Genomic DNA, 22,653 nt, shown 5'->3' on the forward strand with positions numbered 1-22,653 from the left:
ATGTCGTCAGCCCGAGCCGAGTGCCCCACTCGAGATCTTGATCCTATTCTCGTTGTACCTGCGTGACATCGAGCCTCCTGTTCACGAGCCCGGTTTATCCCTCTTGCCTGACCGCGGTAGACATGTACTGTTCGCGGACTGCCAGCCCGCCGTATGGCAGGTGGGATGCGGTGACCGTCGCTACGTAATCCGAATAGGCGTAGCTCACCCGTGCAACCGCCACGGGTTTGCCTATCAGCGATTCCAGCGTCGTATCTCCCGACACGGATGTGGGTGCGCCGAGCACATCGTGCAGATTCCGCACGGCGATCTGCCAGCTCCGTCGCGTTTCATCTGCGGACATGTCGCGACGGTACACATTGATGGCCATCAACGTGCGATCAGGCGCGAAACTGAACCATATTTCGCTCACGGGTGGGCCATTCGAGCCGAGCGATTCGGCAGGCACGCCTCGACAGCGCAGGTAGCGCAAGCCTCGGGTCAATTCGACGCACTGCGCGTTGTATCGCGACATTCTTTCCGACACTTCCGCCTCCGTACTGCGATCGAGCTGCAGGCCGAACGCAGGACGGTGGGCGGCCGCCGATACACCTTTCTCCTGCAAAATCGCCTTGTTGCGAATCGACAGCACCGTTCGGGAATCGACGGAATCCACGGGACACTTCACGCCCAGCTCGGTGAGGAGCCGTCGCCCTTGTGTCGTGTGCAACCCGCCGATCCCGGCGACACTCACGGAGAGTGCCGCAGCGACCCACGCGATCACGTGGGTGCTTCGCACCGCCGTCAGCCCGTACATGATGTTGCAACCGTCGGGGGAAGGTACACCGGGCCGCCGGGTGTGGCGCTGATGATGGTATGACGCAGGTTGAAGAGGGTGGGTACCGCACTGAACTGGAATTTTGTGCCGACCGGGATGCCGGCCGTGTTTTTCTCGGTGAGCGTGTACGTTCCATTTGTCGTCGACGTCAGTGCGGCAAAATCCTCGGCCGAGAGCTTGCTTTGCAGCGTCGCGACGAGATCCACCATGAACTGGTCGAACACGCAGCCTGGAACGCCGACGTCGTTATGGGCCGTCGTCATGTCTTGACACATCTCCGGCTGGGCGTCGATGTCTCCGGCCACCTTCACGGGGCCTGGGTAGGTGTACGGACCGCCGAGGAGCGATTCAAACTGCAGCGTGAGACAGGCTTCAAGCCGTGCCGGGGTGTCATGGGCTGCACTGCTGTGGGTCGCATTACCGGATACAGCCGCAAAATAGGGCGCTTCGACCGGGTCCGCCAACAGGCCTGCAACCGCTGCATTGACCACGCCGGCCACCACGCCGGGGGCCGCCGAATCACCGCCGAGCGCGGTCCAGATGGCCAGATTCTCCGGATGTTGGGCTGCCACGGGCGCAATGTCGTCTTCGCCTCCGCAAGCGCTGAGCGCGAACGGCGCCGCTGCGGCAACGACGATACCGATGAAAAGCTTCATGAGTTGTCTCCTCTGGATGCCATCGCGACGCCATTTCCCGAGGTGGGACACCGAGCACCTTGGCTGGATGACATACGCAGATACGGTGGAGGAGCGGGAGCGGATGCACGGGCGGGTTTGCAGTGATGGAGAAGGTAATGCGAGAATTTTCCCCATCCGAATTCGCTAAAGAACTTGTTCGACGACTCGTTTTTGGCATCGTCACTGTGAACCATTCGCATGCTTCGCATGATCGGAGATAAAGCCGGCTTGCGAGGCTCCCGACTCTATCCGGCGCGGGCGTCGTTCATGTCGACTGCGCCGATTGGCGCAGGAGAATGGTTCGTTACGCCATCCGAATGGCTGGCAATCGCCAGCGCGGCCGGCAAGATGAACGCCCAGCCGGTTGCGATGACGACGAGCGCTGCAGCCGGATCCTTGAAATGAACGGCCCCCAGCGCCGCACCGGCGCGAAAGGACGCCGGGCCCGCGAATGCGCCGACGAGCGCCGAGATGAGCGGTCGCGCTCGAAGCCAGCGCAGCACGGTATTGAGTTGAATCGCGAACAGCGCCCACAGCCCCGCGAGCCAGTACGGCGCTGTCCCTTCGAGAAAAACGCCATTCGGGTACACGAGCAGGCCGGAATGGGCAACGGCGCTGTCCCATAACCATCCGGACACCGTGACCGTAATCACGATCCGCGCCTCGGATGTGGGGCGACGCGCGAAGAGGAGATGGCCGGCTGTCGCGATCAGCGCATAGATAACACCCCACGCGGCGTGATGCGCTGCGGCCGTCATCACGCAGACCAGCCATCCTGTTTGGGTTGTCACCAGATAGACGTACACGCGAACGGCATCAGACTTCTGCGTGCTGGATGTCAGTTGATTGGGAGTGCTTCTCATGATCGTTCGCGCGGGATCGGTAACGGCATGCTCGCCATGCCGCCCGGTCGACGTTGCATCTTGGGGAAAGCGGCAGGTTGAACGTTCATGGAAGACGGCTCTCACTATCGTCGACGAGCGGATCCACCACCGCACGATTGCTGCGCAGGGAGCGATTGTCGGCATTCCGCGTTGATTCACTTGTCCATTGCGTATACGGCTCTCCATTGCGGACGGATGCACTTGCGCAGGGAAGATCGGGATGTCGTTGCGGGGGGGGGGGCGGTTGCCGTGCGATGCATGCATCCGCTTGCGCGCACGCTCCGTAAACGACAGACAAGGCGGCGGATGCGGCCGGAATCGTCGGGGATGGGGATCTTCATGAACATGAAAGCCGGACTTGTCGTCCTGTCGGTGCTGCTCGCGGCCGGTCTCCTCGCCGCGTGCAGCCCGGTGCGGCTCCTGAATGCGCTGACGCCGAGCTACACGTTCAGCCTGTTCGCCGGTATCCCGTACGGATCCGGCGAACGCCACGTGCTCGACGTCTACTTGCCCACGCGCGTCTTGCGTCACTGGCCGGCCGATGCGAGCGCGGGCGCGCCGGTGGTCGTGTTCTTTTACGGCGGAAGCTGGCAGTCGGGCGAGCGCAACGACTATCTGTTCGTGGGCGAGGCGCTCGCGTCGCGGGGCTTTGTTGCCGTCTTACCCGACTACAGGACGTATCCGGCGGCCACCTTTCCCGGTTTCATCGACGATGCGGCGCAGGCGGTGGCGTGGGCACGCGAGCACGCGGTTGCGTTCGGCGGCGATCCACGTCGCCTGTTTCTGATGGGGCACTCTGCCGGCGCACAGATTGCCGCGTTGCTCGCGACCGACGGCCGCTATCTGGCGGCACGGGAGATGCGCAAGAGCGATATCGCCGGCGTGATCGGCCTGGCAGGGGCTTACGATTTCCTGCCGCTGCGTGACGCGACGCTTGAAAGGATCTTCCCGGAGGAAGCGCGCGCCGCGAGCCAGCCCATTCGATCCATCGAGGGTACGGAGCCGCCGATGTGGCTGGCCGTCGCGGAGAACGACACCGTGGTCGAGCCCGGCAACACGACCCGCTTCGCGCGCGCGCTGCAAGACAAGGGCGATACCGTCGTGGTCATGCGTTACAGGAACGTGAGCCATGCGTCGATCGTCGGTGTGCTGGGCGCGCCGTTGCGAGGCGTGGCGCCCGTGCTCGACGATCTCTCCGCGTTCGTGGATCGCATCGCGAATGCGTCGAATGCCGGCACCACGAGCGGACCGCCGACATCGCCTGCCGCAGTGGCTCGTGCTTCGGTTTCGGCTCGGTGATCGAGGCAAGCCCCGCATTGCACGTGAAAGCGCATCGCCGCCTGTCGTCGTGGGCGGGCCGGAACGGCCGGCGGCGCGCGCCGTGCTACAGCGCCTTCAGATCCGGCGTCGTCCCGCCCAATCCCTCTTCGCGAAGAATGACGGCCAGCGCCGTTTCGAGCAATTCGGCTGCCCGATTCGCGGCGTCGCCAAGGTGGCGATGCAGCAGCGCATCGGCCGGCGATCGCGACACGCATTCGTCGCTGTATCGCTCGAACGCGCCGAGCTGCATGATCAATTCGGACAGATGACGCGGACACTCGCATTTGACGGTGGTGGACAGGCCGCTGAGCGACGCGAGCGTCGCATCGTCGAAGCGTCGCCGGGTGCGCAGCCAGAGCCCGCGATCCGCGTCATTCGCTTGGCGCGACTTGACGACGGCTTGTGCCAGTTTCGACATGATGGCGATCGGGTTGGTCTGGCCTTCCGTCGACCGGAACAGCTCGAACCCCGACAGACGCGCCAGCTCGACCGCCTCTGCCGTGCCGAACCCGTATACGACGGCCACGGCGTGCGCGTTGAGCTGTTGCGCCACGGCAGCGAGTTGCGAAACGACATCCTCATGGAGCGACGTGGTCGTCGCGATGAGGGCGTCGACTGGCGTATCCGCATCCGCGCTCGCGCCGTCGAGCGAGTCGATTCGCGCGGCGATCCGGATTCCCATTCGCTCTATCGCGGCTTCCGGGATCGACAGCGCGCCGACGACCGCGAGGCTCACGCTTGCCTCGTGAAACGCCGCGTCACGCGTATTCGTCAACGACAGCGCCTCGAGTTCCTCGTGGCTCAGGCTGGCAATCGAGCCGATCGCGTGGCCCTGATTGACGAGCGTCTTCAGCAAACGAATTCGCTGGACGTCGTCGTCCGAGTACATCCGTTGGCCGGACGGCGTTTTGGGCGGAGCAACCACCCCATAGCGCCGTTCCCAGATTCTCAGCGTGGCTGCCGGCATGCGAGCCAGGCGCGCGGCCTCGCCGCTGCGATAGCGATGGGGCGTATCGCGATCCTTGCGAGGGGGCATCGTTGCTCTCCTGAAGTTGACGTACCGTTGTCTCAGGATTGTACGCAGTTTGCGTGAAATACGAAGCAGGAAAGTGATTCAACGTGCGGATTTTCGTCCGAAAAGGTGGTTCGTGAAGCGCGAGCCGGCTAGAATGCTTCGCAGCGGTGCCGCGAAGTGGCGATGCAGGTGTCTCGACAACCCAGGCGGCGATCATCAATCGCGAAGCGTCCCATGAAGACTTTAAGGCTTGTCCTCGGCGATCAGCTGGACCCGAATCATCATTGGTTTTCCGATGTCCGGGCCGAAACGATCTACGTGCTGATGGAAGTTCGGCAGGAAACCGACTACACGCTCCATCACGCCCAGAAGCTGATTGCCATCTTTGCGGCGATGCGCCGCTTCGCGACGCTGTTGCGCGATGCGGGCCATCGCGTGCACTACATCGAGATCGACGACCCGCTCAATCGTCAGGCCATTCCCGCCAACCTGGACAGTGTCGCCGAGCTTCACGGCGCAGCGTGCATCGAGTATCTGCTGCCGGACGAATGGCGTGTCGACCAGCAACTGAGCGCCTATGCGGCAGCGGCGAGCGTGCCGGTTCGCGCGGTCGATACCGGCCATTTCCATACGACGCGCGACGAGGTCGCGCAGGTGCTCGGAGCCGGCCGATCATGGATCATGGATCGCTTCTACCGGAGCATGCGCGTGCGGCATCGTGTCTTGCTCGACGGGGAAGGGCGGCCGGCAGGCGGGCAGTGGAACTACGATGCCGAGAACCGCCAGGCGTGGTCCGGCTCGCCCGCGGAACCGGCCGACTGGCGTCCGCATCACGATCATCGCGCGCTGTGGCAACAGATCGTTGCGGCGGGCGTGCGCAGCTTCGGGGAGCCGTCGGCCGGCGACTTCCGCTGGCCCATCGATCGAGCCGAAGCGCTTGCCGGCCTCGACGCCTTCATCCTGCACGCACTGCCGTTCTTCGGGCAGTTCCAGGACGCGATGCACGGGAGCGCGCGGCGCCTGTTCCACTCGATGCTGTCGTTCGCGCTCAACGTGAAAATGTTGAATCCGCGCGAAGTCGTCGCGCGAGCCGAGCACGCGTATCGCAGCGGTGCGGCGCCGCTTGCCGCGGTCGAAGGGTTCATCCGGCAGATACTGGGCTGGCGCGAGTTCGTGCGCGGCGTGTACTGGGCACGCATGCCGGGCTATGAAAACAGCAATGCGTTCGGTCATCGTCGCCCGTTGCCGCATTGGTTCTGGGATTGTCGCACGCGCATGGCCTGCATGTCGCATGCGCTGCGGCAGTCGCTCGAAGACGCGCATGCGCACCATATCCAGCGGCTGATGGTGATCGGCAACTTTGCACTGCTGGCCGGGCTGGATCCGCACGAGGTGCATGAATGGTATCTCGGTGTCTATATCGATGCGCTCGAATGGGTCGAGATGCCGAACACGCTCGGCATGAGTCAATACGCCGACGGCGGGGCAATGGCGACCAAGCCCTACGTTTCCAGTGCCGCGTACATCCATCGGATGAGCAATTACTGTAAGGGCTGCGCGTACGACCGCCATGCCCGAACCGGCGCGCGCGCATGCCCGTTCAACGCGCTGTATTGGGACTTTTTCGACCGGCACCGCGGTGCGCTGCAGCACAACCACCGGCTTGGGATGGTCTATCGGCAGCTCGCGCGCTTTGATGACGAGGCGCTCGAAGCGATTCGCATGCAGGCGGACAGCGTGGTGCGGAATATCGACTCGCTGTAGGCCGTTCCGCATCGGCCGCCGCCGTCGAAAATGGCGCGTACGAAGCATGCGCGTGCGGCGTGGATTCGCCTTTCGCTTCGGATTGCGAAGCGATTCGCGCGCTCATTGCTCGAGATACACCTTGAGTCGCATCAGGCTGCGGCGAATCCAGCTCTTCATCGTGCCGAGCGGCACCTGCATGCGTTCGGCCAGCTCCGCATAGGACGCGCCGCCATGAAACGCTTCCCGCAGTACATACGCCTGCCGCTCGCCCAGATGCGCGAGCCCGCGCTCCAGACGCAGGCGCTCCTGGCTCGCCTGCGCACCGAGATCGGGCGTCGGGCTTTCGTCGGGGATCGACAGCGCCAGTTCGTCGTCGAGCGGTAGCTCGCGGTGCTGCCGGATCCGGTCGATGGTCCGATTGCGTGCGAGCGTCATCAGCCATGTCATCGCCGTGCCGCGTCCGGCGTCGAATGAATCGGCGCGACGCCACGCCGTCGTGAACACGTCCTGAAGCAGGTCTTCCGCTTCGTGGCGGTCGCGGATCATGCGGACGATCGCGCCGTACAGCCGCGCCGCCGTCAATCGATACAGCTGTGCGAACGCATGCTCGTCGCCGGCGGCGACGCGCGACAGCAATTGGTCGAGCTCCGCCTGCGCGTCGGATGCTTCGTCGGGCTGAACGACCGCATCGGCGGTGAGTTCGGTTCTGCCGCCGGGACGCGACCGCGCGCGGGACGCGCCCCGGCGCGGCTGCCTGCCTGAATGCGTCGTCGTCGATCGACCCTGGCCGGACGACGGGCGGAGTGAGTCGTGCGAGCAGTTCATCGGGAACTCCGTATGGCGTTGCGCTTCCTGCAGTTACGCGCACGCGCTGACGAGCGGCGCGGCGCATGGCCGGGCACGGTGCCGGCGCATTCGTCGCGAATGCCTGTCGCGCGCTTTACGCATGCTTTCCGGACAACAACGCGAGAAACTCTCGGCGAAGCGATGCGTCCGCGAGAAATTTCCCGCGCATCACGCTGTTGGTCATTTTTGCCTGGTCGTCCTTGGTGCCGCGCCAATGCATGCAGAAGTGCTCGGCCTCGAGGACGACGGCAAGCCCATCGGGCGAGATGCGCGATTCGAGGAGGTCGGCGATCTGCTTGACCGCTTCTTCCTGGATCTGCGGGCGCGTCATGACCCAGTTCACCAGCCTGCCGTACTTCGACAGGCCGATCAGGTTCGACGCGGCGCTGGGCAGCACGCCGATCCAGATGCGTCCCATGATCGGGCAAAGATGATGCGAGCAGGCACTGCGCACGCGCAGCGGCCCGACGATCAGCAGCTCGTCCAGCCGCTCGACGTTCGGGAATTCGGTGACGGCCGGCGCCGCGTCGTAGCGGCCCGCGAACACTTCGCGGATGAACATCTTCGCGACGCGCCGCGCGGTTTCCCGCGTGTTGTGGTCGTTGTCGACATCGATCACGAGCGAGCGCAGCACGGCTTCCATTCCCTGCGTAACTTCGTTCTGCAGGGCATCGAGTTCGCCGTCGCGCAGGTGCGCGGCGATGTTGTCGTTTGCATGGAAGCGCGCGCCCGCGTTCTCGAGCCGGCGACGGATGATGTGCGACAGAGGAATGCCCTCGTCGATCGCAGTCAAGGTGTGCTCGGGAGCGTCGATCAGATTGCCCATTTCGGTTCGTTTCTCGAGGTTGGGGGGATGTGATGGATCGCGACTGAGACGACGCGATGATTTGGCTGTATTCGTTGCGTAAAAATCGGGCGAACGCCGCCGCTATTTCGACGACGCGTCGACCGCGTGCCGCTCACCTGCGCGCGCGCGGACGTGCATGGCGGTCCGGCAACGTCACCGGAGATCCGGCCCTGATCCCGCACGACGGACTCACTGGCGTTGCGGGGGGGCAGCCGCCGACGTCCCGGCAGAACCGCACCATGGAGTCGTTCGCCGTCGGCCTGCCTGCGAGCATGACTGCGGCGGATTGTTGCAACGTGGTCAGGACGAACGCGTGGTCGATGCGGCCGCCCACCGAGTGAAACAGGTGGAACCCTGCCAGGCGGATCAACGCGAGGGCCTGCACGCTGCCGTACTCATAGATGATCGCGGCCGCGCGGACATGGCGCGCCTGGGCCAGCGACACGAATTGAATCGCCAGATTCATCTGCAACGACGAAACCTCGGCGATCAGCGCGTCGACGGCCTGGCCGGGCTGTCGTAGCGCCCGCGACACCGATTCGACGCGCTCGCTGACGTGCAGGCCGACTTGCTCGATCGTTTCGTCGGAGGCGGTCAGGCCGCCGGTGACGAGCAGCGTCGGACATGCACGAGCCGTGACGGGGTTCGATCGCCGTTCGGGCAGTGCACCGTTCGGGCTGGCGCCTCTACACCGGTCGGTCACCTGCGGCGAGCGGCGCCGGCAGCGTTGGCCGCGCTGCTGCGCGGCGACCCGCAGGTGCGATGCAATCGGCCGGTCGAGCGCCGCACCGGCGTGGTGTGACGGGCTGCGTGCCGGGGCGACGGACACGCGCGCCATCAATGAAGCCGGACACGCCGGAAACCGGCGCGGCTTGATGTCGTGATTGCGTGCTGGCACGGAGCCTCCCTCGGTCGATTCATGCGTCACAGCTGGATTGTATGCAAATTTTCCGGAAAGTGAAGCGGAAAAGTGATTCATGAAATAATTTGTACCGGAAGTTTGTGCGTCAAATACTGATTTGGCATCGGTAATTTGCGCATTTAGCACGTGTATGCTCATTTGTACAAGCGTATTGCGTGTCTGCAGCACATACGAAACGACTTTCTGGGTCAATGGGATGGTGGCCGATATGGGTCAAGATGGGCCGGAAAGTACGCCGGAAGGCGTGCGATTTCGATGCATGAATCGATCGTGTCGCACATTTGCGAGTCGATGCGGCGGGATCCGGCCCGCGGCCGCTCGCGCCAACGAACATGGCCGGGCGTTCACGCAGGCGTCGTGCGACTGAGACAAGCCGGAGTGAACCGTCTGGAGGCAACCGGGCATGCAGCAATCCAGACGGCCGCGGGGAGGGGGAGGGCCGCTCTCACGAGTACGCCTGCGCGCACCCGTGCCGATCGATTCCCGGTGCCCGAAACAGGGGCGAACATTCAGTCTCGGCCCAATCGAAGCGCTATCCGGGCCCGCGTGCTGCTCGCGACCGGCTCACCCATGCGAAGTCGACGACGCGCAGCGTTCGTCTTCATGCGGGCACGCGGCCGCCGATTCCGACGGCAACGCTCCGAGCAATATCGGACTTCGTCCCAAGCGGCTTTCCATTTCTTTCTCCAGCTGAAAGGCAAGCCGCAGGTCTCGCAGATCTTCTCAGGCAAGTGCATCTTGTCGACCATGGCGAATCACGCATCGAGACGGATCTCTGACGAACTGCCCGGCCGAGTGACGTTGCCGCGTCGATACACCGGACCCGTCGCCATTACTCACCGTCGCATCAGCGCGCATCGTCGCCCAGCAACTGACGGCGCAACGCTTTTGCCCGCGTGCGCGGGTCGAGCCAGATCTCGAAGAATGCGCGCGCGAACGCCGGGTCGGTCACGTCGGCCGTGAGGCGGCCGTTGGTGTAGAAACGTGCGCCGCGCTCGGGCACATACACGCCGCACAGCACGTCGCCGCGCGATACGTCGGTGAATGCCCGTTCGATATCGCGGCGCCATGCTTCGAGCGTCGTCGCCGGCAACGGCGCGGGTGCGAGGCGCTCGATCTCGTCCATGCCCGTCGAGACGAGCCGCTCGCCTTTCACGTCGTGACGATAGGCCAGCGACAACGCAAACGGCGTGTCGAACGCGCCCGGCGGCCGGGGCGCCCACAGCTGGGCGTCGTACAGACAGATGCCCAGGATGCAGAACCGGCCGGATCCGATCAGTCGCGCCGATGCGATGTCGTCGACGCAGCTCGCGCCGGCGAACAAGGGGGCAGCCAGCGCCGCAGCCGCCGCCGCGGCGAGCATCGCAACCCGGCGCCTCATGTCAGCCGCCCGCCGACACGATGAAATGCATCACGTCGGTCCGACGCTCGGCAAATCCCGCTTCGCAATAGGCGAGATAGAGGCGCCAGGTGCGAATGAACGTCTCGTCGAACCGTTGCGCGCGCACCGAGTCGATGCGCGCCTCGAACGCGGCCCGCCAGGTGCGCAGCGTGCGCGCGTAGTCGTCACCGAACGCGAACACCGGTTCGGCGGCCAGGCCGGCGCGCCGCGCGGCATCGACGAAACGCTCCGGGCTCGGCAGCATCCCGCCGGGAAAGATGAACTCGCGAATGAAGTCGCTCGACGTGCGATACGCGTCGAATAGCGACTCGATGATCGTGATCGACTGAATCAGCGCGCGCGCACCGGGCTTCAGGCGCTGCCTGAGCGTGTCGAAGTACACCGGCCAGAACGTTTCGCCCACGGCCTCGAACATCTCGATCGACACGATCGCGTCGTATTGGCCGTCGACGTCGCGATAGTCGCGCAATTCGAGCGTGACGCGATCGGACAGCCCGTCGCGCGCCATGCGCTCGCGGGCCAGCGCGTATTGCGCCTGCGAGACGGTGACGCCATGCACGCGGATGCCTTGCCGTGCGGCATGCGCGGCGAACCCGCCCCAGCCGCAGCCGATCTCGAGCACGTGCATGCCGGCGCGCAGGCCGAGCGAATCGACGATGCGCTGATACTTCGCCGTTTGCGCGTCGGCGAGCGAACGCTGCGCGTCGCCGTCGAAGCAGGCGCTCGAATACGTCCACGTGTCGTCGAGCCACAATCCGTAAAAGTCGTTGCCGAGATCGTAGTGCGCGTGGATGTTGCGGCGGCTGCCGGCCCGCGTATTCATCCTCAGCCGGTGACGCAGCACGTACCAGAGGCGTGCCAGGCGGCCGCCGGTCACCGTCTTCGCGATCACCGGCTGGTTGCGGATCGCGAGGCGCAGCAGCGCGACGAGTTCGGGCGTGTCGATCCAGCCGGCGCGATACGCTTCCGCGAACCCGATGTCGCCCGCGCGCAGGATCGCACGGCACGCCCGCCAGTCGCGCACCTGCAGCGTCGCGGCCGGCTGGCGGTGCGGATCGCCGAACACATGCTGCGCGCCTTCGGGCGTCACGAGCGTCAGGTGACCGTCGTGGATTTGCCGAAGCAGCGCGATGAACAACCGGGCCGAGAGCGGCATCGCCGGTTGCGAGGCGGAAGACAGCAGGCGCAGCAAGGTCATGGGCGAGCCTCGTGATCGGACATCGCCGAGCGGCCGTGTGGCGACGCGCCCGGCGAACGGGACAATGGCGAATCGGCAGCGGCGGAACGGCCGGGGGGCGTCTTGCCGTGGAACGGCACGCGCGCGAGCCACAGCCGCAGCGCTTGCCAATGAATGCGAATGACGACGTTGATCGCGTTCAGCGGCTGCCGGGCCAGCGCGCGCCATGCGCGTGCCGCCGTCAGCGGCGCGGACCGCATGCCGATCGCCGTGCGCAGCAGCAGACCGTCGTCGTCGCGATAGTCGATCGCCACGCTCAGATGATCGCCGCACTGACGCACGCGAAACGCGTAATCCCCGACGATGTCGCAAAACGGCGAGACATGAAACGTCTTGCGGCAGACCAGCACGGTATCGGCATCGATCGGCGCGTGGCGCATCGCACTCAGCAGGTAGCCGTGGTGCGCACCGAACGTATTGCGCACATCGGCGTACAGCGCGCGCAGCCGGCCCGCGCGGTCGTAGCAGTACCAGAAGCTCACCGGATTGAATGCGTAGCCGAAGACGCGCGGGATTGTCTGCAGCCAGATCGGGCCGTCGGCGGGAATGCCGGCGCGCGCGAGGACCTCGCGCATCCACGGGCCGAGCGCGCGGCCGTCGCGCGGGCCGTAGTCGCGGGAAGCGAGCGCGAGCGGGGCCCAGCGATCGATGCCGAACCAGCCGGCGTCGATCTCGTCCAGCCGCTCGACGTCGCAGCAGACCTGGAATATCGGGTACGCGAAAGCATGGCGCACCGGCCGCAGCCGTTCGTGCATCACGGTGCCGACGAGCAGCCGGGCGGCCGCGCCGTCGCGGGCAAAGGGCGCATTCATGGGCGAGCCCAGGCCGGCGCGACGCCGAAGCTGCGGGCGACGCGCAACGCCGATTTCAGTCCATCCTCATGGAACCCGTAGCCTGTCCACGCTCCCGCATACCACGTATTGCGCCGCCCCTGCAGCATCGGCAGACGATGCTGCGCATCCACCGCCGCGAGGTCGAGCAGCGGGTGTGCGTAATCGTAGCGGCCGAGCAGGGTGTCGGGCGCGGGCTCGTCGACCGGATTCAACGTGACGACGACCGGCGAGCGGAACGGCAGCGGCTGCAACTGGTTGAGCAGGTAGCTCACGCACACGGGCGATTCGCCGCCCGTGCGCCTCGGCCGGCCGCCCAGGTAGTTCCACGCCGACCACACGCGCCGCCGGCGCGGCAGCAACGCCGTATCGGTATGAAGCACCGCGACGTTGTGCTGGTAGCGCACGGCGCCGAGCACGTCGCGCTCGGCCTTGCTGGCATCCGCGAGCAGCCCCAGGCTGGTCGGCGCATGGCACGCGAGCACGACCGCGTCGAAACGCTCGTGACCGGCTGCATCGGTCGCCACCGTCACGCCCGCGTCGTCGCGCCGTATCGCGCGCACCGGCGTATTCACCCGCACGTCGTCGAGCGTCGCGGCGATGCGCTCGACGTACTGCCGCGCGCCGCCCGCGACGGTGCGCCAGGTCGGCCGGTTGTTGACCTGCAACAACGCGTGATTCAGGCAGAAGCGCAGGAACGTCGCCGCCGGAAAACGCAGGATGTCGTTGGCCGCGCTCGACCAGATCGCCGCCGCCATCGGCAGCAGGTAGTGATGCTGGAACGATGCGCCGTAACCGCCGGCCGTGAGCAGTTCCCCGACCGAAAGACGCTGCCGGCTCGCCGATTCCAGGTGATCGTGCGCGGACGCGTTGAAGCGCAGGATGTCGCGCAACATCCCGAGAAAGGTCGGCGAGAACAGGTTGCGGCGTTGCGCGAACACCGTGTTCAGGTTGCTGCCGGCCCATTCGAGCCGGCCGCCGTCGACCGAAACCGAAAACGACATGTCGGTCGAATGGGCGGCCACGCCCAGTTCGTCGAACAGTGCGATCAGGTTCGGATAGGTCCGGTCGTTGAACACGAGGAAGCCCGTGTCGACGGGGTGGCGCGCGCCGTCGAGATCGACGTCGACCGTGTGCGTGTGACCGCCGAGATAGTCGGCGGCCTCGAACAGCGTCACGCGGTGACGGCGGGCCAGCAAGTACGCGCTGGCCAGGCCCGCGATGCCGGCGCCGACGACGGCGATCCGCCGGCCGGGCCGCGACATTGAAAGTTCCGGGTGCATCGCGAAGGGTCTCCGTCAGTCACAAGTGCAGGTTCGGGAATCACTTGTGCTGATATACGTCGCACCGCGCGCGACGGATGCAGGTGCGGCCGTCATTCGCGATCGCCGGGCGACGCGAAGCCCGGCTTGCCGAGCTGGTCCGGGGTTTGCGGCACTCGCCTGAAGCGCGACGTGTCGTAACCCATCGCATCGAGCCGGGCGAGCAGCGAGCGATAGGTGGCCTCGTCCATCGTCGGCGCGCGCGAGAAGATCCAGCCGAGCGTCTTGCCCGGGTAGCCGAGGATCGTGTACCGGTAGTCGGGGTCGACATAGAGCGTCAGTTGCGTGACATACACCGGCCAGAACAGCCGCACGCGCCATTCGCCACCGCCGCTGCCGGGCTTCACGGCGTCGACGAACCGATAGCGCTTCTCGGGCTGGTCGAAGCCGCCTTTGCGGCCGACGAATGCGTCGTCGATCCGGCCGTCGTCGCGCAGGCGCCACTCGGCCCGGCTGCCGACGTAGTCGCGTTCCGCGAAATACGGGATGTTCGCGATCACGTACCAGCGGCCCATGTAGCGCGGCAAGTCGACGGGTACGGTCGACAACGGAACGGCGGCGCGCGGATTCGGGTTCGGCGGGCTGCCCGAGCACCCGGCGGCTCCGATCGCGAGCGCCGTCACGACCGTGGCGGCGACGGCGACGCGGCGGAGAACCCGATGCGCGATCGCGGCCCTCATGCGAGCACCCGGCGCTTGTCGAACAGATAGTGGGCGACGCCCCATTCCTGCCCGTCGGCATAGCCGAACAGCTCGGCGACCGCCATGTAGAACATCCGCCAGCGCTGGAACCAGAGGCGGGCGTCGGCGCCGTGGACCGTCTCGAAAATCGGCATGATCCGGTCGCGCGCCGCATCGAGCGACGCGAGCCACTGATTGGCCGTGCGGGCGTAGTGCGTCCCGTCGAGCCACCATTGGCGGGCGATGCGCACGTCGTCCTGGAACCGCAGCAGCAGGTCGGCCGACGGCATCGTCCCGCCCGTGAAGAAGTGGCGCGACATCCAGTCGGTGTCGTCGCGCACCGCGAAGTGATAGGCGAGCAGCTTGTGCGCGAAGATGTGCACGAAGAGCTTGCCGTCGTCGTGCATCCAGCGCGCGATTTTGGCGAGCAGTTGCCCGTAGTTCTTCATGTGCTCGAACATCTCGATCGAGAGCACGCGGTCGAAACCGGCGTCCGCGGGATCGAAGTCGAACTCCACCACGTTGCCGGTCACGATGCGCAGATTCGTCAGCCCGCGCTGCGCCGCGCATCGCTCGATGAAGTGGCGTTGGCCGTGCGAATTCGACAGGCCGACGATCTGCGCCGCCGGATACCGCTCGGCGAGCCAGAGCGACAGCGAACCCCAGCCGCATCCGAGGTCGAGAATGCGCTGGCCGTCCGCCAGCCTCGCGCGCTGCGCGTACAACGCCAGCATGGCGTCCTCTGCCTGCGACAGCGTTTCGTCGCCACGCGGGTAATAGCCGCACGAATATTTGAGCCGCGGGCCGAGATGGGCCTCGAAGAAGCTGCCGGGCACTTCGTAATGCTGCGTGTTCGCCGCGAGCGTCTCGATTGCGATCGGGCTCGCACCCAGTTCGCGCACCAGCGTGTCGTGGGCCGCCGCACGCTGTTCGCCGTCATACGCGTGTTCGGCGCGCAGGCGTTGCCGCATGAGCGAGCGCATGCCGGCCCGGATCAGCCGGTCCGGCAGCCAGCCGCGCTCACAGCAGCGGATCAGCCAGGTGTCGTGGGGGGCCGCCGCCGAGGCCGGCGACGGTTGCGAGGTGGTAGTGGTCATGATCGCGTGCTCCGGTCTTCAGGGTGATCGGATCGAGTGGGGGAAGGGCCGGGCGCCGGCCTCGGCGGCCACGGAACGATGGCGCTGGTCGTGCGCATGTACTCGCGGTAGCCGGGCCGGCTTTGCACCAGACGCGCTTCGAGCAGCGGCAAGCCGGATACCTTGAGCAGCAGCCATGCCATCAGGACGGGCGGGAACAGCGTCAGCCAGCCCCACGGCATGCCGATCGACAGGGCCGTGTAGGCGAGCCAGTGCACGCACTCGAAAAAATAGTTGGGGTGCCGCGAATAGCGCCACCAGCCGGCGCGACAGACCTGGCCGCCGTGGTCGGGATCCGCGAGGAACCGCTTGAGTTGCCGGTCGGAGGCGGTCTCCCCGGCGACGGCGGCGATCCAGATCGCCACTGCCGCAGCGATCGCGAACCGGGACGGGGCTACCGCGCTGTATGCGGGGATGAAGAACGCGATCGACAGCAGCATCGAGATCAGCGCCTGCAACTGGAACAGCCAGAACATGTTGCGCGGCGCGGCGTCGCCCCACTGCAGGCGGAACTGTCGATAGCGCGGGTCCTCCGGCTGCCCGCGATTGCGCCGCCACAGGTGCCGCGCGAGTCGCAGCCCCCAGATGCCGCCGCCGGCGGCGACGAGCGCACGATTCAATGCCGGGCCGGTCGCCAGCACGGCGACGAACACGGCGACGCCGCCGAGCGTCGCGGCCCAGACCGGATCGATCATCCCGGCGTTCCGGGATCGCAATTGGGTAATCCACACCGCCGTGAAGGACAGGATCAGTCCGACGAAGGCGAGGAGGGCAACGACGACGGCGGGCATACGGGCTCCGGGGGCGCGATATCCCCTTATACGGAGCCGGCGACCGAACGGATGCAGACGGATGCGACGAGATGCGGCGTGATCCCGTTGAGCGAGACGGCGGCGGGCGGCACGCCGCCGCGCTTGACGGGTCGAGCGCGCGTTGCGCGCGTCAAGTGGTGTGCATCGCGCCGGTGGCGAGCACCGGCCCGGTGGGTTGGCCGCTCGGCGAGCCGCCGTGGGGCTCGAGCGAGACGGCGAGCACCGCGCGTGCATCGAGTTGCGCGACGATCGCCGGCGGCAGCGTCATCGACGCCGGTGCGTTCGATGCGAATACGCCGAGCGAGATCGGCTTCGCATTCGGCGGAATCAGCCAGAGCTCCGTCGAGCGGTCCGCGGCGACGGCTGGCGTGTTCGCGGGCACCACGACCATCCGGGCACGCCGCAAGTCGACCGTGGCGGTCCACCGTGCGACGCCATCCGTTTGTGCCAGCGTGGCCGCCATGTAGTGGTTGTCCTCGGCAGCGGGGCGCGGCGGCGCTTCGCCCAACCGGATCACGTTGACCGTGAGCAGCCCGAGCGCCGCCGCGCTCGCGCCGATGCCGACCCAGCGCCACAGTCGCAGGCTGTCCCACCAACCGGCGGAGGGCGCCGTGCTGCGTGGGCGCGGCGGCGGGATGAAGCCCAGTTGGTGCTGGATCCTCGTCCAGGTTCGCGCGGGCGGGTCGACGGGCGTGACGTCGTCCGCGAGCGGCGCGAGATGGCGCTGCCAGCGCTCGAGCGTGGCTTGCAACGCCGGGTCGCGCGCGGCGGACTGCTCCAGCTCGCGGCGCGCGTCTGCGTCGAGCACGCCGAGCGCGTATTCGGCGCAGCGCAATTCGGAATTGTGATCGGCCGGCGTATTCATTGCTCCAGGCACACCTTCAGCTGCATCAGGCTGCGCCGGATCCAGCTCTTCATGGTTCCGAGCGGCACACGCAGTCGCGCTGCCAGCTCACTGTAGGTCGCGCCGCTGAAGAAGGCCTCGCGCACCGCGCGGCCCTGCTGCGGATCGAGTTGCGCGAGGCAGCGCTCGAGGCGCAGGCGCTCCTGCGAGGCCTCCGCCAGCGCGGCGGGCGTGGGATCTTCGGCGGGAAGCGCCAGCGCCTGTTCGTCGTCGAGTTGCGCGTCGCGATGCTGCCGCAAGCGGTCGATCGTCTTGTTGCGCGCCAGCGTGATCAGCCAGGTCATTGCGCCGCCGCGCGCCGGGTCGAACGCGTCGATGCGCCGCCATGCGGTGGTGTAGACCTCCTGGAGGATATCCTCGGCTTCGCCGTGATCGTGAAGCATGCGCACGATTGTCCCGAACACCCGCGACGCGGTCAGCTGATACAACTCCGCGAAAGCCGCCTGATCGCCGGCTGCTGCCTGAAGCATCACCCGATTCAGATGTTCGCGGCGCGCGACATCCGCATCGGCATCGCGCGACGGGGCTGACTGATCGAAGCCGCTGGCACCGCTTGGCGTGTCGCTCATGCGAAGTGGATGGCGCGGACCGCCATGCTGTGAATGTCGAGCGAAATATAGCACTCCCGGATGCCTCTGATCGAACGATCGGTGTCGCGCCCGCTGCACGTTGTGCAGCGCGACGCCCGCTGTGATCCCTGCAATCAGATACGCGCCACGCGTCCGCGCGGATGCAGGCAGCCGCAACGTGTGGCGAATGCGACCGACTCCCGCCGGTTGAGGGCACAATGGCCGGGTTTCGTGTCTGGAGAGTCATTCAATGAAGCGAAGTATCGTGGGCCGATCGGTGTGGGCGGTGGGCGTGATCGCGGCGGGCGCCGCTCTGGTGCTGGCGGGATGTGCAGGCCTCGCCGGCGGGCCCAGCGGGAATGCACACGTTCCGCAACCCGCGAAATCCGTCGATCTCGATCGCTACGTCGGCAGATGGTACGAGTTCGCGCGGTATGAGAACCGCTTCGAGCGCGGATGCGACGGCGTGACGGCCGAGTATGCGAAGCGGGACGACGGTCTCATCGGCGTGCGCAATACCTGCCGTGAAGGCGGGCCGGACGGCCGCGCGCGAAGCTCGGACGGGCGCGCGAAGATCGTGGCCGACAGCAGCGGCGCAAAGCTGAAAGTGTCGTTCTTCGGGCCGTTCTTCTTCGGCGATTACTGGGTGCTCGATCGCGCCGACGACTACGCATGGTCGATCGTCGGTGAACCGTCGGGGCGGTTCCTGTGGATCCTGACGCGCGATGCGAAGCCTTCCGCTGATCAGGCCGCGGCGCTGGTCGAGCGGGTTCGGGCGCTCGGCTACGACACGACGATGTTGCGGCGCACTGCGCATTAGGGCGACCGCACGCGGCACGCGTGCACGGCGCCATCGGGCCCGGGGCAACGCCGAGCGCCGCATATGCGCGCGGCCGTGGCGGATGGCGGCGGCGAAAGGCGGGATGACGCCCTTTGGTCTACGGTCGCCGAACGCGAAAACCGGTTCGTTGCGTTCGGCCGTTAACTGCTCGCCCGGATCATCAGTTGGCACGACATCGGTCGCTGACTTTTTGCGAAGCGTGTCGAACGCCGGCGGGTCCTCTTGCAGAAGCTGGAAGATCCGCGCGGCCGCCGTGATGCCGATTTCACGCGCGGGTGGCCGCACCCCCGTATTTTAGACTGGTTAAAGCGGTGATCGGCTAGGGAGGTGACGATGCCTCGATACCTGAGACCATCGCGGGGGGCGTTCGCTTGAGGCGGGATGCGTCAACCGCAGGCGCCGGATGGTACTTGCCATTGCCGCACATGATTGATCAACGCCCGTAGCTTCGGCACCATGTTGCGCCGCTGCGGAAAGTAGAGAAAGAAGCCCGGAAACGGTGGCAGGAATGCCTCCAGCAGCGGTACGAGCGAGCCGTCGTCGAAATGTGCGCGCAGGCAGTCCTCGGGCGCGAACGTGATGCCGGCGCCGGCCAGCGCGAGACGCAGCATCAGGCGCAAATCGTTCGTCGTCAACTGCGGCTCGACCGCGACGTCGAAAGGGCGGCCGTTTTCCACGAACTCCCAGCGGTAAGGCGCCAGCTCCGGCGACAGCCGCCAGCCGATACAGCGGTGCCGGACGAGCTCGTCAGGGTGGGCGGGCGCGCCGTACTTCTCGACGTAACCGGGCGCGGCCGCCGCGCGTTCGCGTTGCTCGCCGCCCAGCGGCACGGCAATCATGTCCTTCTCGATGACCTGTCCCAGCCGGATCCCGGCGTCGAAGCCACGCTCGACGATATCGAATTCTTCGTCCGTGACGGTCACGTCGATGGTCACGTCGGGATAACGCTCGGCAAAGCTTGCCAGCAACGGTCCTGACAGGAAGGGCTCGGCAATCGACGTGGCCGTGAGCCGAAGATGGCCGCGCGGCGCGTCGGTCGTGCCCGTTGCATCGAGCGCGCTGCCGATATCGACGAGCGGTCCCTCCAGCGACTGCACCAACTGCGCGCCCGCATCGGTCAATTGAACCGATCGCGTGGTGCGCACCACCAGCGCGACACCGAGCGTGTCCTCGAGCCGCCGGATGCCCTGGCTGACCGCGGAACGCGTGACACCCATCCGGTCGGCTGCCGCGCGGAAATTCCGTTCCTTGGCGACGGCGAGGAGCAGCGGCAGAAGATTCAGGTCCATATCATTGTCCAGTTACGCTAACCAACCCATCCAGTATTCACCATCTACAAGCGACAGAGAAGCGGCGATATCGTCCTGTCATCGAAACAGGGAGGTGTCATGGACAAAGTCATTCTCATCACGGGCGCATCGAGCGGAATCGGCGAGGGCATCGCACGCGCGCTGGCGGTACCGGGCGCGAAGCTCATGCTCGGTGCGCGGCGCACGGACCGGCTCGACGCCATCGCGCGCGATCTCCGCGCGGCGGGTGCCGCAGTCGAAACCTGCGCGCTCGACGTGACCGATCGCCGCTCGGCGCAAGCGTTCGCGGATGCGGCGCTAGAGACGTGGGGGCAGATCGACGTACTGGTGAACAACGCGGGCGTCATGCCGCTGTCGCCGCTCGTCGCCGGCCATCACGACGAATGGGACCGCATGATCGACGTCAACATCAAGGGCGTCCTGTGGAACATCGCGGCGGTGCTGCCGCACATGGATTCGCGCGGCGCCGGGCAGATCATCAACATCGCGTCGATCGGTGCGCTCTCGGTGTCGCCGACCGCCGCCGTCTACTGCGCGACGAAGTTCGCGGTGCGCGCGTTATCGGACGGCCTGCGCCAGGAGCATCCGGCACTGCGAATCACCTGCATCAATCCGGGCGTAGTCGAAAGCGAGCTGGCCGACACGATCACGCACGCGCCGACCCAGGCGTACATGCGCGAGTACCGCGCGATCGCACTGCAACCGTCGGATATCGGGCGTGCGGTGCGTCACGTGATCGAGTCGCCGTCGAGCGTCAGCGTGAACGAATTCACGATCCGGCCGACGGGCCAGACCAACTGAACCGCCGTTTCCTCAAGGAGCAACCGATGAACGATCAATCGCCCGTGTGGTTCATTTCCGGTGCATCGTCCGGCCTCGGCCGTGCGCTCGCCGAAGCCGTGCTCGAACGTGGCTGGCGCGCGGTGGTGACCGCTCGCCAGCCCGACAGCCTGTCGGATCTCGCCCGCCGGTACAGCGAACGCGTGTTGCCGCTGCCGCTCGACGTCACCGACACGGCTTCGATCGCACGCGCCGTCGAGCAGGCGCGCGCACGTTTCGGCGCAATCGACGTGCTCGTCAACAGCGCCGGCTACGGGTATCTCGCCGCGATCGAGGAAGGCGAGGACCGGGAGATCCGCACGCTGTTCGAGGTCAACGTGTTCGGCCTCAACGCACTGACGCAGCGGATTCTCCCCGGCATGCGGCAGCAGCGCCGAGGCCATATCTTCAATCTGTCGTCGCTCGGCGGGCTCGTCGCGTTTGCCGCGACGGGCTACTACCACGCGACGAAATTCGCGGTCGAGGCGCTGTCCGAATCGCTGTCTCATGAAGTCGCGCCGCTGGGCATTCGCGTGACGATCGTCGAGCCGGGCGCGTTTCGCACCGACTGGGCGGGGCGTTCGATGGTCGAATCCACGATTCGGATCGACGACTATGCGGAAACGGCGGGAAAGCGCCGCGCGGCTACGCGCGCGGTGTCGGGCAAGCAGCCCGGCGACCCGGCGCGCGCGGCGCTCGCGATCATCGCTGCGTACGAAGCCGACGAACCGCCGCTGCGCCTGCTCCTCGGCGGTGCCGCGTTGAAGGTCGCGCTGGCGCGGCTCGATGCGCTGCGCGAGAACTTCGATGCCTGGGCGGAAACGACGAGGCGTGCGGACTTTCCGGATCAGGGGTGAGTTGCCGCAGCCGGTGCGATGCCCGTCGGGGCTCACTCCTTGCTCGATTTCCGCTCTCGGCAGTTACGAGAACGTTCGGGCAAGGAGGGGCAGATTTGAAAGCAGTCGCATTTCACGAGATCTGCGACATTTGCATCGACACGGCGCCCGATTCCGAAGTCACCGACGCGATCGTGCACCTGACGGCTAACGCGACGTGCGCAACCTACGGCGCGGCGATCGTGTGCTGACTCCATCGACGATCGCCTGCGGCAGTTGCTCATACTGCCGCGCAGGCCATCGTGGCGAGCCCGGCTGTTTGTTCGGCCAGACACATCTTCGTTGCGACCATTCTCGCCCAAATCAGTGTCCGGATTCATTAGGCCACTGCAGAGTTCCAGATTTCTGCCGGTAAAGTCTATCTGTCTCCAGTCATCGATTGCTTCGATGGACTGGTCATCAGGTGGTCGATCGGTACGCGACCCGACGCCGAGCTTGTGAACACGACGCTCGATGCCGCGATCGAAGCAATCGGTAGCCGTTCTGCCGCACGCCACGGCTTGAGCTTGCCGTCCGCCACGTCCTGAATGACCTTGAACCTGTCCAGCTCGCGCATTGTCATCGTGATCCGTTCCGTTGCAGCCATCGCAGCCTCCGGCGCCGGACAACCGGCAGCCGGTCAGCTTACCGAGGTCCAAACGCGACATTTCTAAATGGCTAGAACACGACATTTCTAAAAAGCTACTACAAGCGATGTCATACCCGGATTCAGATGTCGTAGCACCAGCTAAATACAGATGTCGCATGTTTCATCGGTTTTCCGTCCTTCAGCGTTGAAGCGCCGAGCTTGAAGCAGCAGGGCGCTTACGTTCAGCCGCGGG

General features: G+C 66.1%; 22 protein-coding genes and 3 pseudogenes. 7 read left to right on the forward strand and 18 right to left on the reverse strand.

Features of this window, described 5'->3' with window-relative positions; genetic code table 11:
• Positions 1–94 precede the first annotated feature (94 nt).
• The 3 genes from G3N96_RS12745 to G3N96_RS12755 all read right to left on the reverse strand — a co-directional run bounded on the left by G3N96_RS12745 (position 95) and on the right by G3N96_RS12755 (position 2,357).
• Complete coding sequence (locus tag G3N96_RS12745) at positions 95–796, reverse strand: hypothetical protein (RefSeq protein WP_124581219.1); 702 nt, start codon at positions 794–796, stop codon at positions 95–97.
• Entirely contained in the window at positions 784–1,473 is a 690-nt protein-coding gene (locus G3N96_RS12750; protein WP_206137434.1) for a hypothetical protein, read from the reverse strand. The genes G3N96_RS12745 and G3N96_RS12750 overlap by 13 nt, the downstream gene beginning before the upstream one ends.
• Positions 1,474–1,739: 266 nt before the next feature.
• Entirely contained in the window at positions 1,740–2,357 is a 618-nt protein-coding gene (locus G3N96_RS12755) for a DUF2878 domain-containing protein (RefSeq protein ID WP_206137435.1), read from the reverse strand.
• A gap of 360 nt (positions 2,358–2,717) precedes the next feature.
• Between G3N96_RS12755 and G3N96_RS12760 the strand changes: the two genes are divergently transcribed.
• Positions 2,718–3,677 carry an alpha/beta hydrolase gene (locus G3N96_RS12760; RefSeq protein WP_206137436.1) on the forward strand — a complete coding sequence of 320 codons (960 nt, stop codon included), beginning with the start codon at positions 2,718–2,720 and terminating at the stop codon, positions 3,675–3,677.
• An 85-nt stretch (positions 3,678–3,762) separates the two neighbouring features.
• Here G3N96_RS12760 and G3N96_RS12765 read toward each other — a convergent pair whose 3' ends face one another.
• Positions 3,763–4,734 (reverse strand): MerR family transcriptional regulator, encoded by a 972-nt coding sequence (locus tag G3N96_RS12765; protein ID WP_206137437.1) that lies wholly within the window; start codon positions 4,732–4,734, stop codon positions 3,763–3,765.
• A 213-nt stretch (positions 4,735–4,947) separates the two neighbouring features.
• On the opposite strand from G3N96_RS12765, the gene G3N96_RS12770 reads away from it, so the two are divergent.
• Complete coding sequence (locus tag G3N96_RS12770) at positions 4,948–6,477, forward strand: cryptochrome/photolyase family protein (protein ID WP_206137438.1); 1,530 nt, start codon at positions 4,948–4,950, stop codon at positions 6,475–6,477.
• A gap of 102 nt (positions 6,478–6,579) precedes the next feature.
• On the opposite strand, the gene G3N96_RS12775 is transcribed toward G3N96_RS12770, so the two are convergent.
• The 13 genes and pseudogenes from G3N96_RS12775 to G3N96_RS12835 all read right to left on the reverse strand — a co-directional run bounded on the left by G3N96_RS12775 (position 6,580) and on the right by G3N96_RS12835 (position 17,966).
• Positions 6,580–7,284, reverse strand: coding sequence for a sigma-70 family RNA polymerase sigma factor (locus tag G3N96_RS12775; protein WP_206137439.1), 705 nt, complete (start codon positions 7,282–7,284; stop codon positions 6,580–6,582).
• A 115-nt stretch (positions 7,285–7,399) separates the two neighbouring features.
• Complete coding sequence (locus G3N96_RS12780; protein WP_124581233.1) at positions 7,400–8,131, reverse strand: GTP cyclohydrolase I; 732 nt, start codon at positions 8,129–8,131, stop codon at positions 7,400–7,402.
• A 133-nt stretch (positions 8,132–8,264) separates the two neighbouring features.
• Positions 8,265–9,266 (reverse strand): hypothetical protein, encoded by a 1,002-nt coding sequence (locus G3N96_RS12785; protein WP_241022618.1) that lies wholly within the window; start codon positions 9,264–9,266, stop codon positions 8,265–8,267.
• 425 nt (positions 9,267–9,691) lie between these two features.
• Positions 9,692–9,823, reverse strand: a pseudogene (locus G3N96_RS39190) (DUF2256 domain-containing protein); the annotation flags it as partial.
• Between the two features lie 98 nt (positions 9,824–9,921).
• Complete coding sequence (locus G3N96_RS12795) at positions 9,922–10,455, reverse strand: chalcone isomerase family protein (protein ID WP_206137440.1); 534 nt, start codon at positions 10,453–10,455, stop codon at positions 9,922–9,924.
• 1 nt (position 10,456) lies between these two features.
• Positions 10,457–11,674 (reverse strand): cyclopropane-fatty-acyl-phospholipid synthase family protein, encoded by a 1,218-nt coding sequence (locus G3N96_RS12800; protein WP_206137441.1) that lies wholly within the window; start codon positions 11,672–11,674, stop codon positions 10,457–10,459.
• Positions 11,671–12,525 (reverse strand): DUF1365 domain-containing protein, encoded by an 855-nt coding sequence (locus tag G3N96_RS12805; protein WP_206137442.1) that lies wholly within the window; start codon positions 12,523–12,525, stop codon positions 11,671–11,673. Before G3N96_RS12805 ends, G3N96_RS12800 begins: the two co-directional genes overlap by 4 nt.
• The gene (locus tag G3N96_RS12810; RefSeq protein WP_206137443.1) at positions 12,522–13,826 is read right to left on the reverse strand and encodes an FAD-dependent oxidoreductase; all 1,305 of its coding nucleotides are present in this window, start codon (positions 13,824–13,826) and stop codon (positions 12,522–12,524) included. Before G3N96_RS12810 ends, G3N96_RS12805 begins: the two co-directional genes overlap by 4 nt.
• A 92-nt stretch (positions 13,827–13,918) precedes the next feature.
• The gene (locus tag G3N96_RS12815; RefSeq protein WP_206137444.1) at positions 13,919–14,545 is read right to left on the reverse strand and encodes a lipocalin family protein; all 627 of its coding nucleotides are present in this window, start codon (positions 14,543–14,545) and stop codon (positions 13,919–13,921) included.
• Entirely contained in the window at positions 14,542–15,642 is a 1,101-nt protein-coding gene (locus tag G3N96_RS12820; RefSeq protein WP_206137445.1) for a cyclopropane-fatty-acyl-phospholipid synthase family protein, read from the reverse strand. Before G3N96_RS12820 ends, G3N96_RS12815 begins: the two co-directional genes overlap by 4 nt.
• Complete coding sequence (locus G3N96_RS12825; protein ID WP_206137446.1) at positions 15,639–16,472, reverse strand: DUF1295 domain-containing protein; 834 nt, start codon at positions 16,470–16,472, stop codon at positions 15,639–15,641. The genes G3N96_RS12820 and G3N96_RS12825 overlap by 4 nt, the downstream gene beginning before the upstream one ends.
• A 151-nt stretch (positions 16,473–16,623) precedes the next feature.
• Positions 16,624–17,358: an anti-sigma factor gene (locus G3N96_RS12830; RefSeq protein ID WP_206137447.1), complete on the reverse strand. Its 735-nt coding sequence runs from the start codon at positions 17,356–17,358 to the stop codon at positions 16,624–16,626.
• Positions 17,355–17,966 carry a sigma-70 family RNA polymerase sigma factor gene (locus tag G3N96_RS12835; protein ID WP_206137448.1) on the reverse strand — a complete coding sequence of 204 codons (612 nt, stop codon included), beginning with the start codon at positions 17,964–17,966 and terminating at the stop codon, positions 17,355–17,357. Before G3N96_RS12835 ends, G3N96_RS12830 begins: the two co-directional genes overlap by 4 nt.
• 250 nt (positions 17,967–18,216) lie before the next feature.
• On the opposite strand from G3N96_RS12835, the gene G3N96_RS12840 reads away from it, so the two are divergent.
• The gene (locus G3N96_RS12840; RefSeq protein ID WP_206137449.1) at positions 18,217–18,786 is read left to right on the forward strand and encodes a lipocalin family protein; all 570 of its coding nucleotides are present in this window, start codon (positions 18,217–18,219) and stop codon (positions 18,784–18,786) included.
• A 407-nt stretch (positions 18,787–19,193) separates the two neighbouring features.
• On the opposite strand, the gene G3N96_RS12845 is transcribed toward G3N96_RS12840, so the two are convergent.
• The gene (locus G3N96_RS12845; protein ID WP_124579551.1) at positions 19,194–20,096 is read right to left on the reverse strand and encodes a LysR family transcriptional regulator; all 903 of its coding nucleotides are present in this window, start codon (positions 20,094–20,096) and stop codon (positions 19,194–19,196) included.
• A gap of 99 nt (positions 20,097–20,195) precedes the next feature.
• On the opposite strand from G3N96_RS12845, the gene G3N96_RS12850 reads away from it, so the two are divergent.
• From G3N96_RS12850 to G3N96_RS39195, 4 genes and pseudogenes are all read left to right on the forward strand, one after another.
• Entirely contained in the window at positions 20,196–20,918 is a 723-nt protein-coding gene (locus G3N96_RS12850) for an SDR family oxidoreductase (RefSeq protein WP_124579549.1), read from the forward strand.
• Positions 20,919–20,944: 26 nt separating this feature from the next.
• Complete coding sequence (locus G3N96_RS12855) at positions 20,945–21,793, forward strand: oxidoreductase (protein WP_206137450.1); 849 nt, start codon at positions 20,945–20,947, stop codon at positions 21,791–21,793.
• 95 nt (positions 21,794–21,888) lie between these two features.
• Positions 21,889–22,073: pseudogene (locus G3N96_RS12860) on the forward strand (alcohol dehydrogenase catalytic domain-containing protein); the annotation flags it as partial.
• Between the two features lie 91 nt (positions 22,074–22,164).
• Positions 22,165–22,305: pseudogene (locus G3N96_RS39195) on the forward strand (IS3 family transposase); the annotation flags it as partial.
• Between the last annotated feature and the right edge of the window lie 348 nt (positions 22,306–22,653).

Origin of the sequence: Burkholderia sp. Se-20373 (genome assembly GCF_017104705.1) — a bacterium.
Classification (GTDB): Bacteria; Pseudomonadota; Gammaproteobacteria; order Burkholderiales; family Burkholderiaceae; genus Burkholderia.

Bases quoted from the DNA above. Each gene is read 5' to 3' on its own strand.
- G3N96_RS12745 (WP_124581219.1), bottom strand. From the start codon at position 796: ATGTACGGGCTGACGGCGGTGCGAAGCACCCACGTGATCGCGTGGGTC.
- G3N96_RS12750 (WP_206137434.1), bottom strand. From the start codon at position 1,473: ATGAAGCTTTTCATCGGTATCGTCGTTGCCGCAGCGGCGCCGTTCGCG.
- G3N96_RS12755 (WP_206137435.1), bottom strand. From the start codon at position 2,357: ATGAGAAGCACTCCCAATCAACTGACATCCAGCACGCAGAAGTCTGAT.
- G3N96_RS12760 (WP_206137436.1), top strand. From the start codon at position 2,718: ATGAACATGAAAGCCGGACTTGTCGTCCTGTCGGTGCTGCTCGCGGCC.
- G3N96_RS12765 (WP_206137437.1), bottom strand. From the start codon at position 4,734: ATGCCCCCTCGCAAGGATCGCGATACGCCCCATCGCTATCGCAGCGGC.
- G3N96_RS12770 (WP_206137438.1), top strand. From the start codon at position 4,948: ATGAAGACTTTAAGGCTTGTCCTCGGCGATCAGCTGGACCCGAATCAT.
- G3N96_RS12775 (WP_206137439.1), bottom strand. From the start codon at position 7,284: ATGAACTGCTCGCACGACTCACTCCGCCCGTCGTCCGGCCAGGGTCGA.
- G3N96_RS12780 (WP_124581233.1), bottom strand. From the start codon at position 8,131: ATGGGCAATCTGATCGACGCTCCCGAGCACACCTTGACTGCGATCGAC.
- G3N96_RS12795 (WP_206137440.1), bottom strand. From the start codon at position 10,455: ATGAGGCGCCGGGTTGCGATGCTCGCCGCGGCGGCGGCTGCGGCGCTG.
- G3N96_RS12800 (WP_206137441.1), bottom strand. From the start codon at position 11,674: ATGACCTTGCTGCGCCTGCTGTCTTCCGCCTCGCAACCGGCGATGCCG.
- G3N96_RS12805 (WP_206137442.1), bottom strand. From the start codon at position 12,525: ATGAATGCGCCCTTTGCCCGCGACGGCGCGGCCGCCCGGCTGCTCGTC.
- G3N96_RS12810 (WP_206137443.1), bottom strand. From the start codon at position 13,826: ATGCACCCGGAACTTTCAATGTCGCGGCCCGGCCGGCGGATCGCCGTC.
- G3N96_RS12815 (WP_206137444.1), bottom strand. From the start codon at position 14,545: ATGAGGGCCGCGATCGCGCATCGGGTTCTCCGCCGCGTCGCCGTCGCC.
- G3N96_RS12820 (WP_206137445.1), bottom strand. From the start codon at position 15,642: ATGACCACTACCACCTCGCAACCGTCGCCGGCCTCGGCGGCGGCCCCC.
- G3N96_RS12825 (WP_206137446.1), bottom strand. From the start codon at position 16,472: ATGCCCGCCGTCGTCGTTGCCCTCCTCGCCTTCGTCGGACTGATCCTG.
- G3N96_RS12830 (WP_206137447.1), bottom strand. From the start codon at position 17,358: ATGAATACGCCGGCCGATCACAATTCCGAATTGCGCTGCGCCGAATAC.
- G3N96_RS12835 (WP_206137448.1), bottom strand. From the start codon at position 17,966: ATGAGCGACACGCCAAGCGGTGCCAGCGGCTTCGATCAGTCAGCCCCG.
- G3N96_RS12840 (WP_206137449.1), top strand. From the start codon at position 18,217: ATGAAGCGAAGTATCGTGGGCCGATCGGTGTGGGCGGTGGGCGTGATC.
- G3N96_RS12845 (WP_124579551.1), bottom strand. From the start codon at position 20,096: ATGGACCTGAATCTTCTGCCGCTGCTCCTCGCCGTCGCCAAGGAACGG.
- G3N96_RS12850 (WP_124579549.1), top strand. From the start codon at position 20,196: ATGGACAAAGTCATTCTCATCACGGGCGCATCGAGCGGAATCGGCGAG.
- G3N96_RS12855 (WP_206137450.1), top strand. From the start codon at position 20,945: ATGAACGATCAATCGCCCGTGTGGTTCATTTCCGGTGCATCGTCCGGC.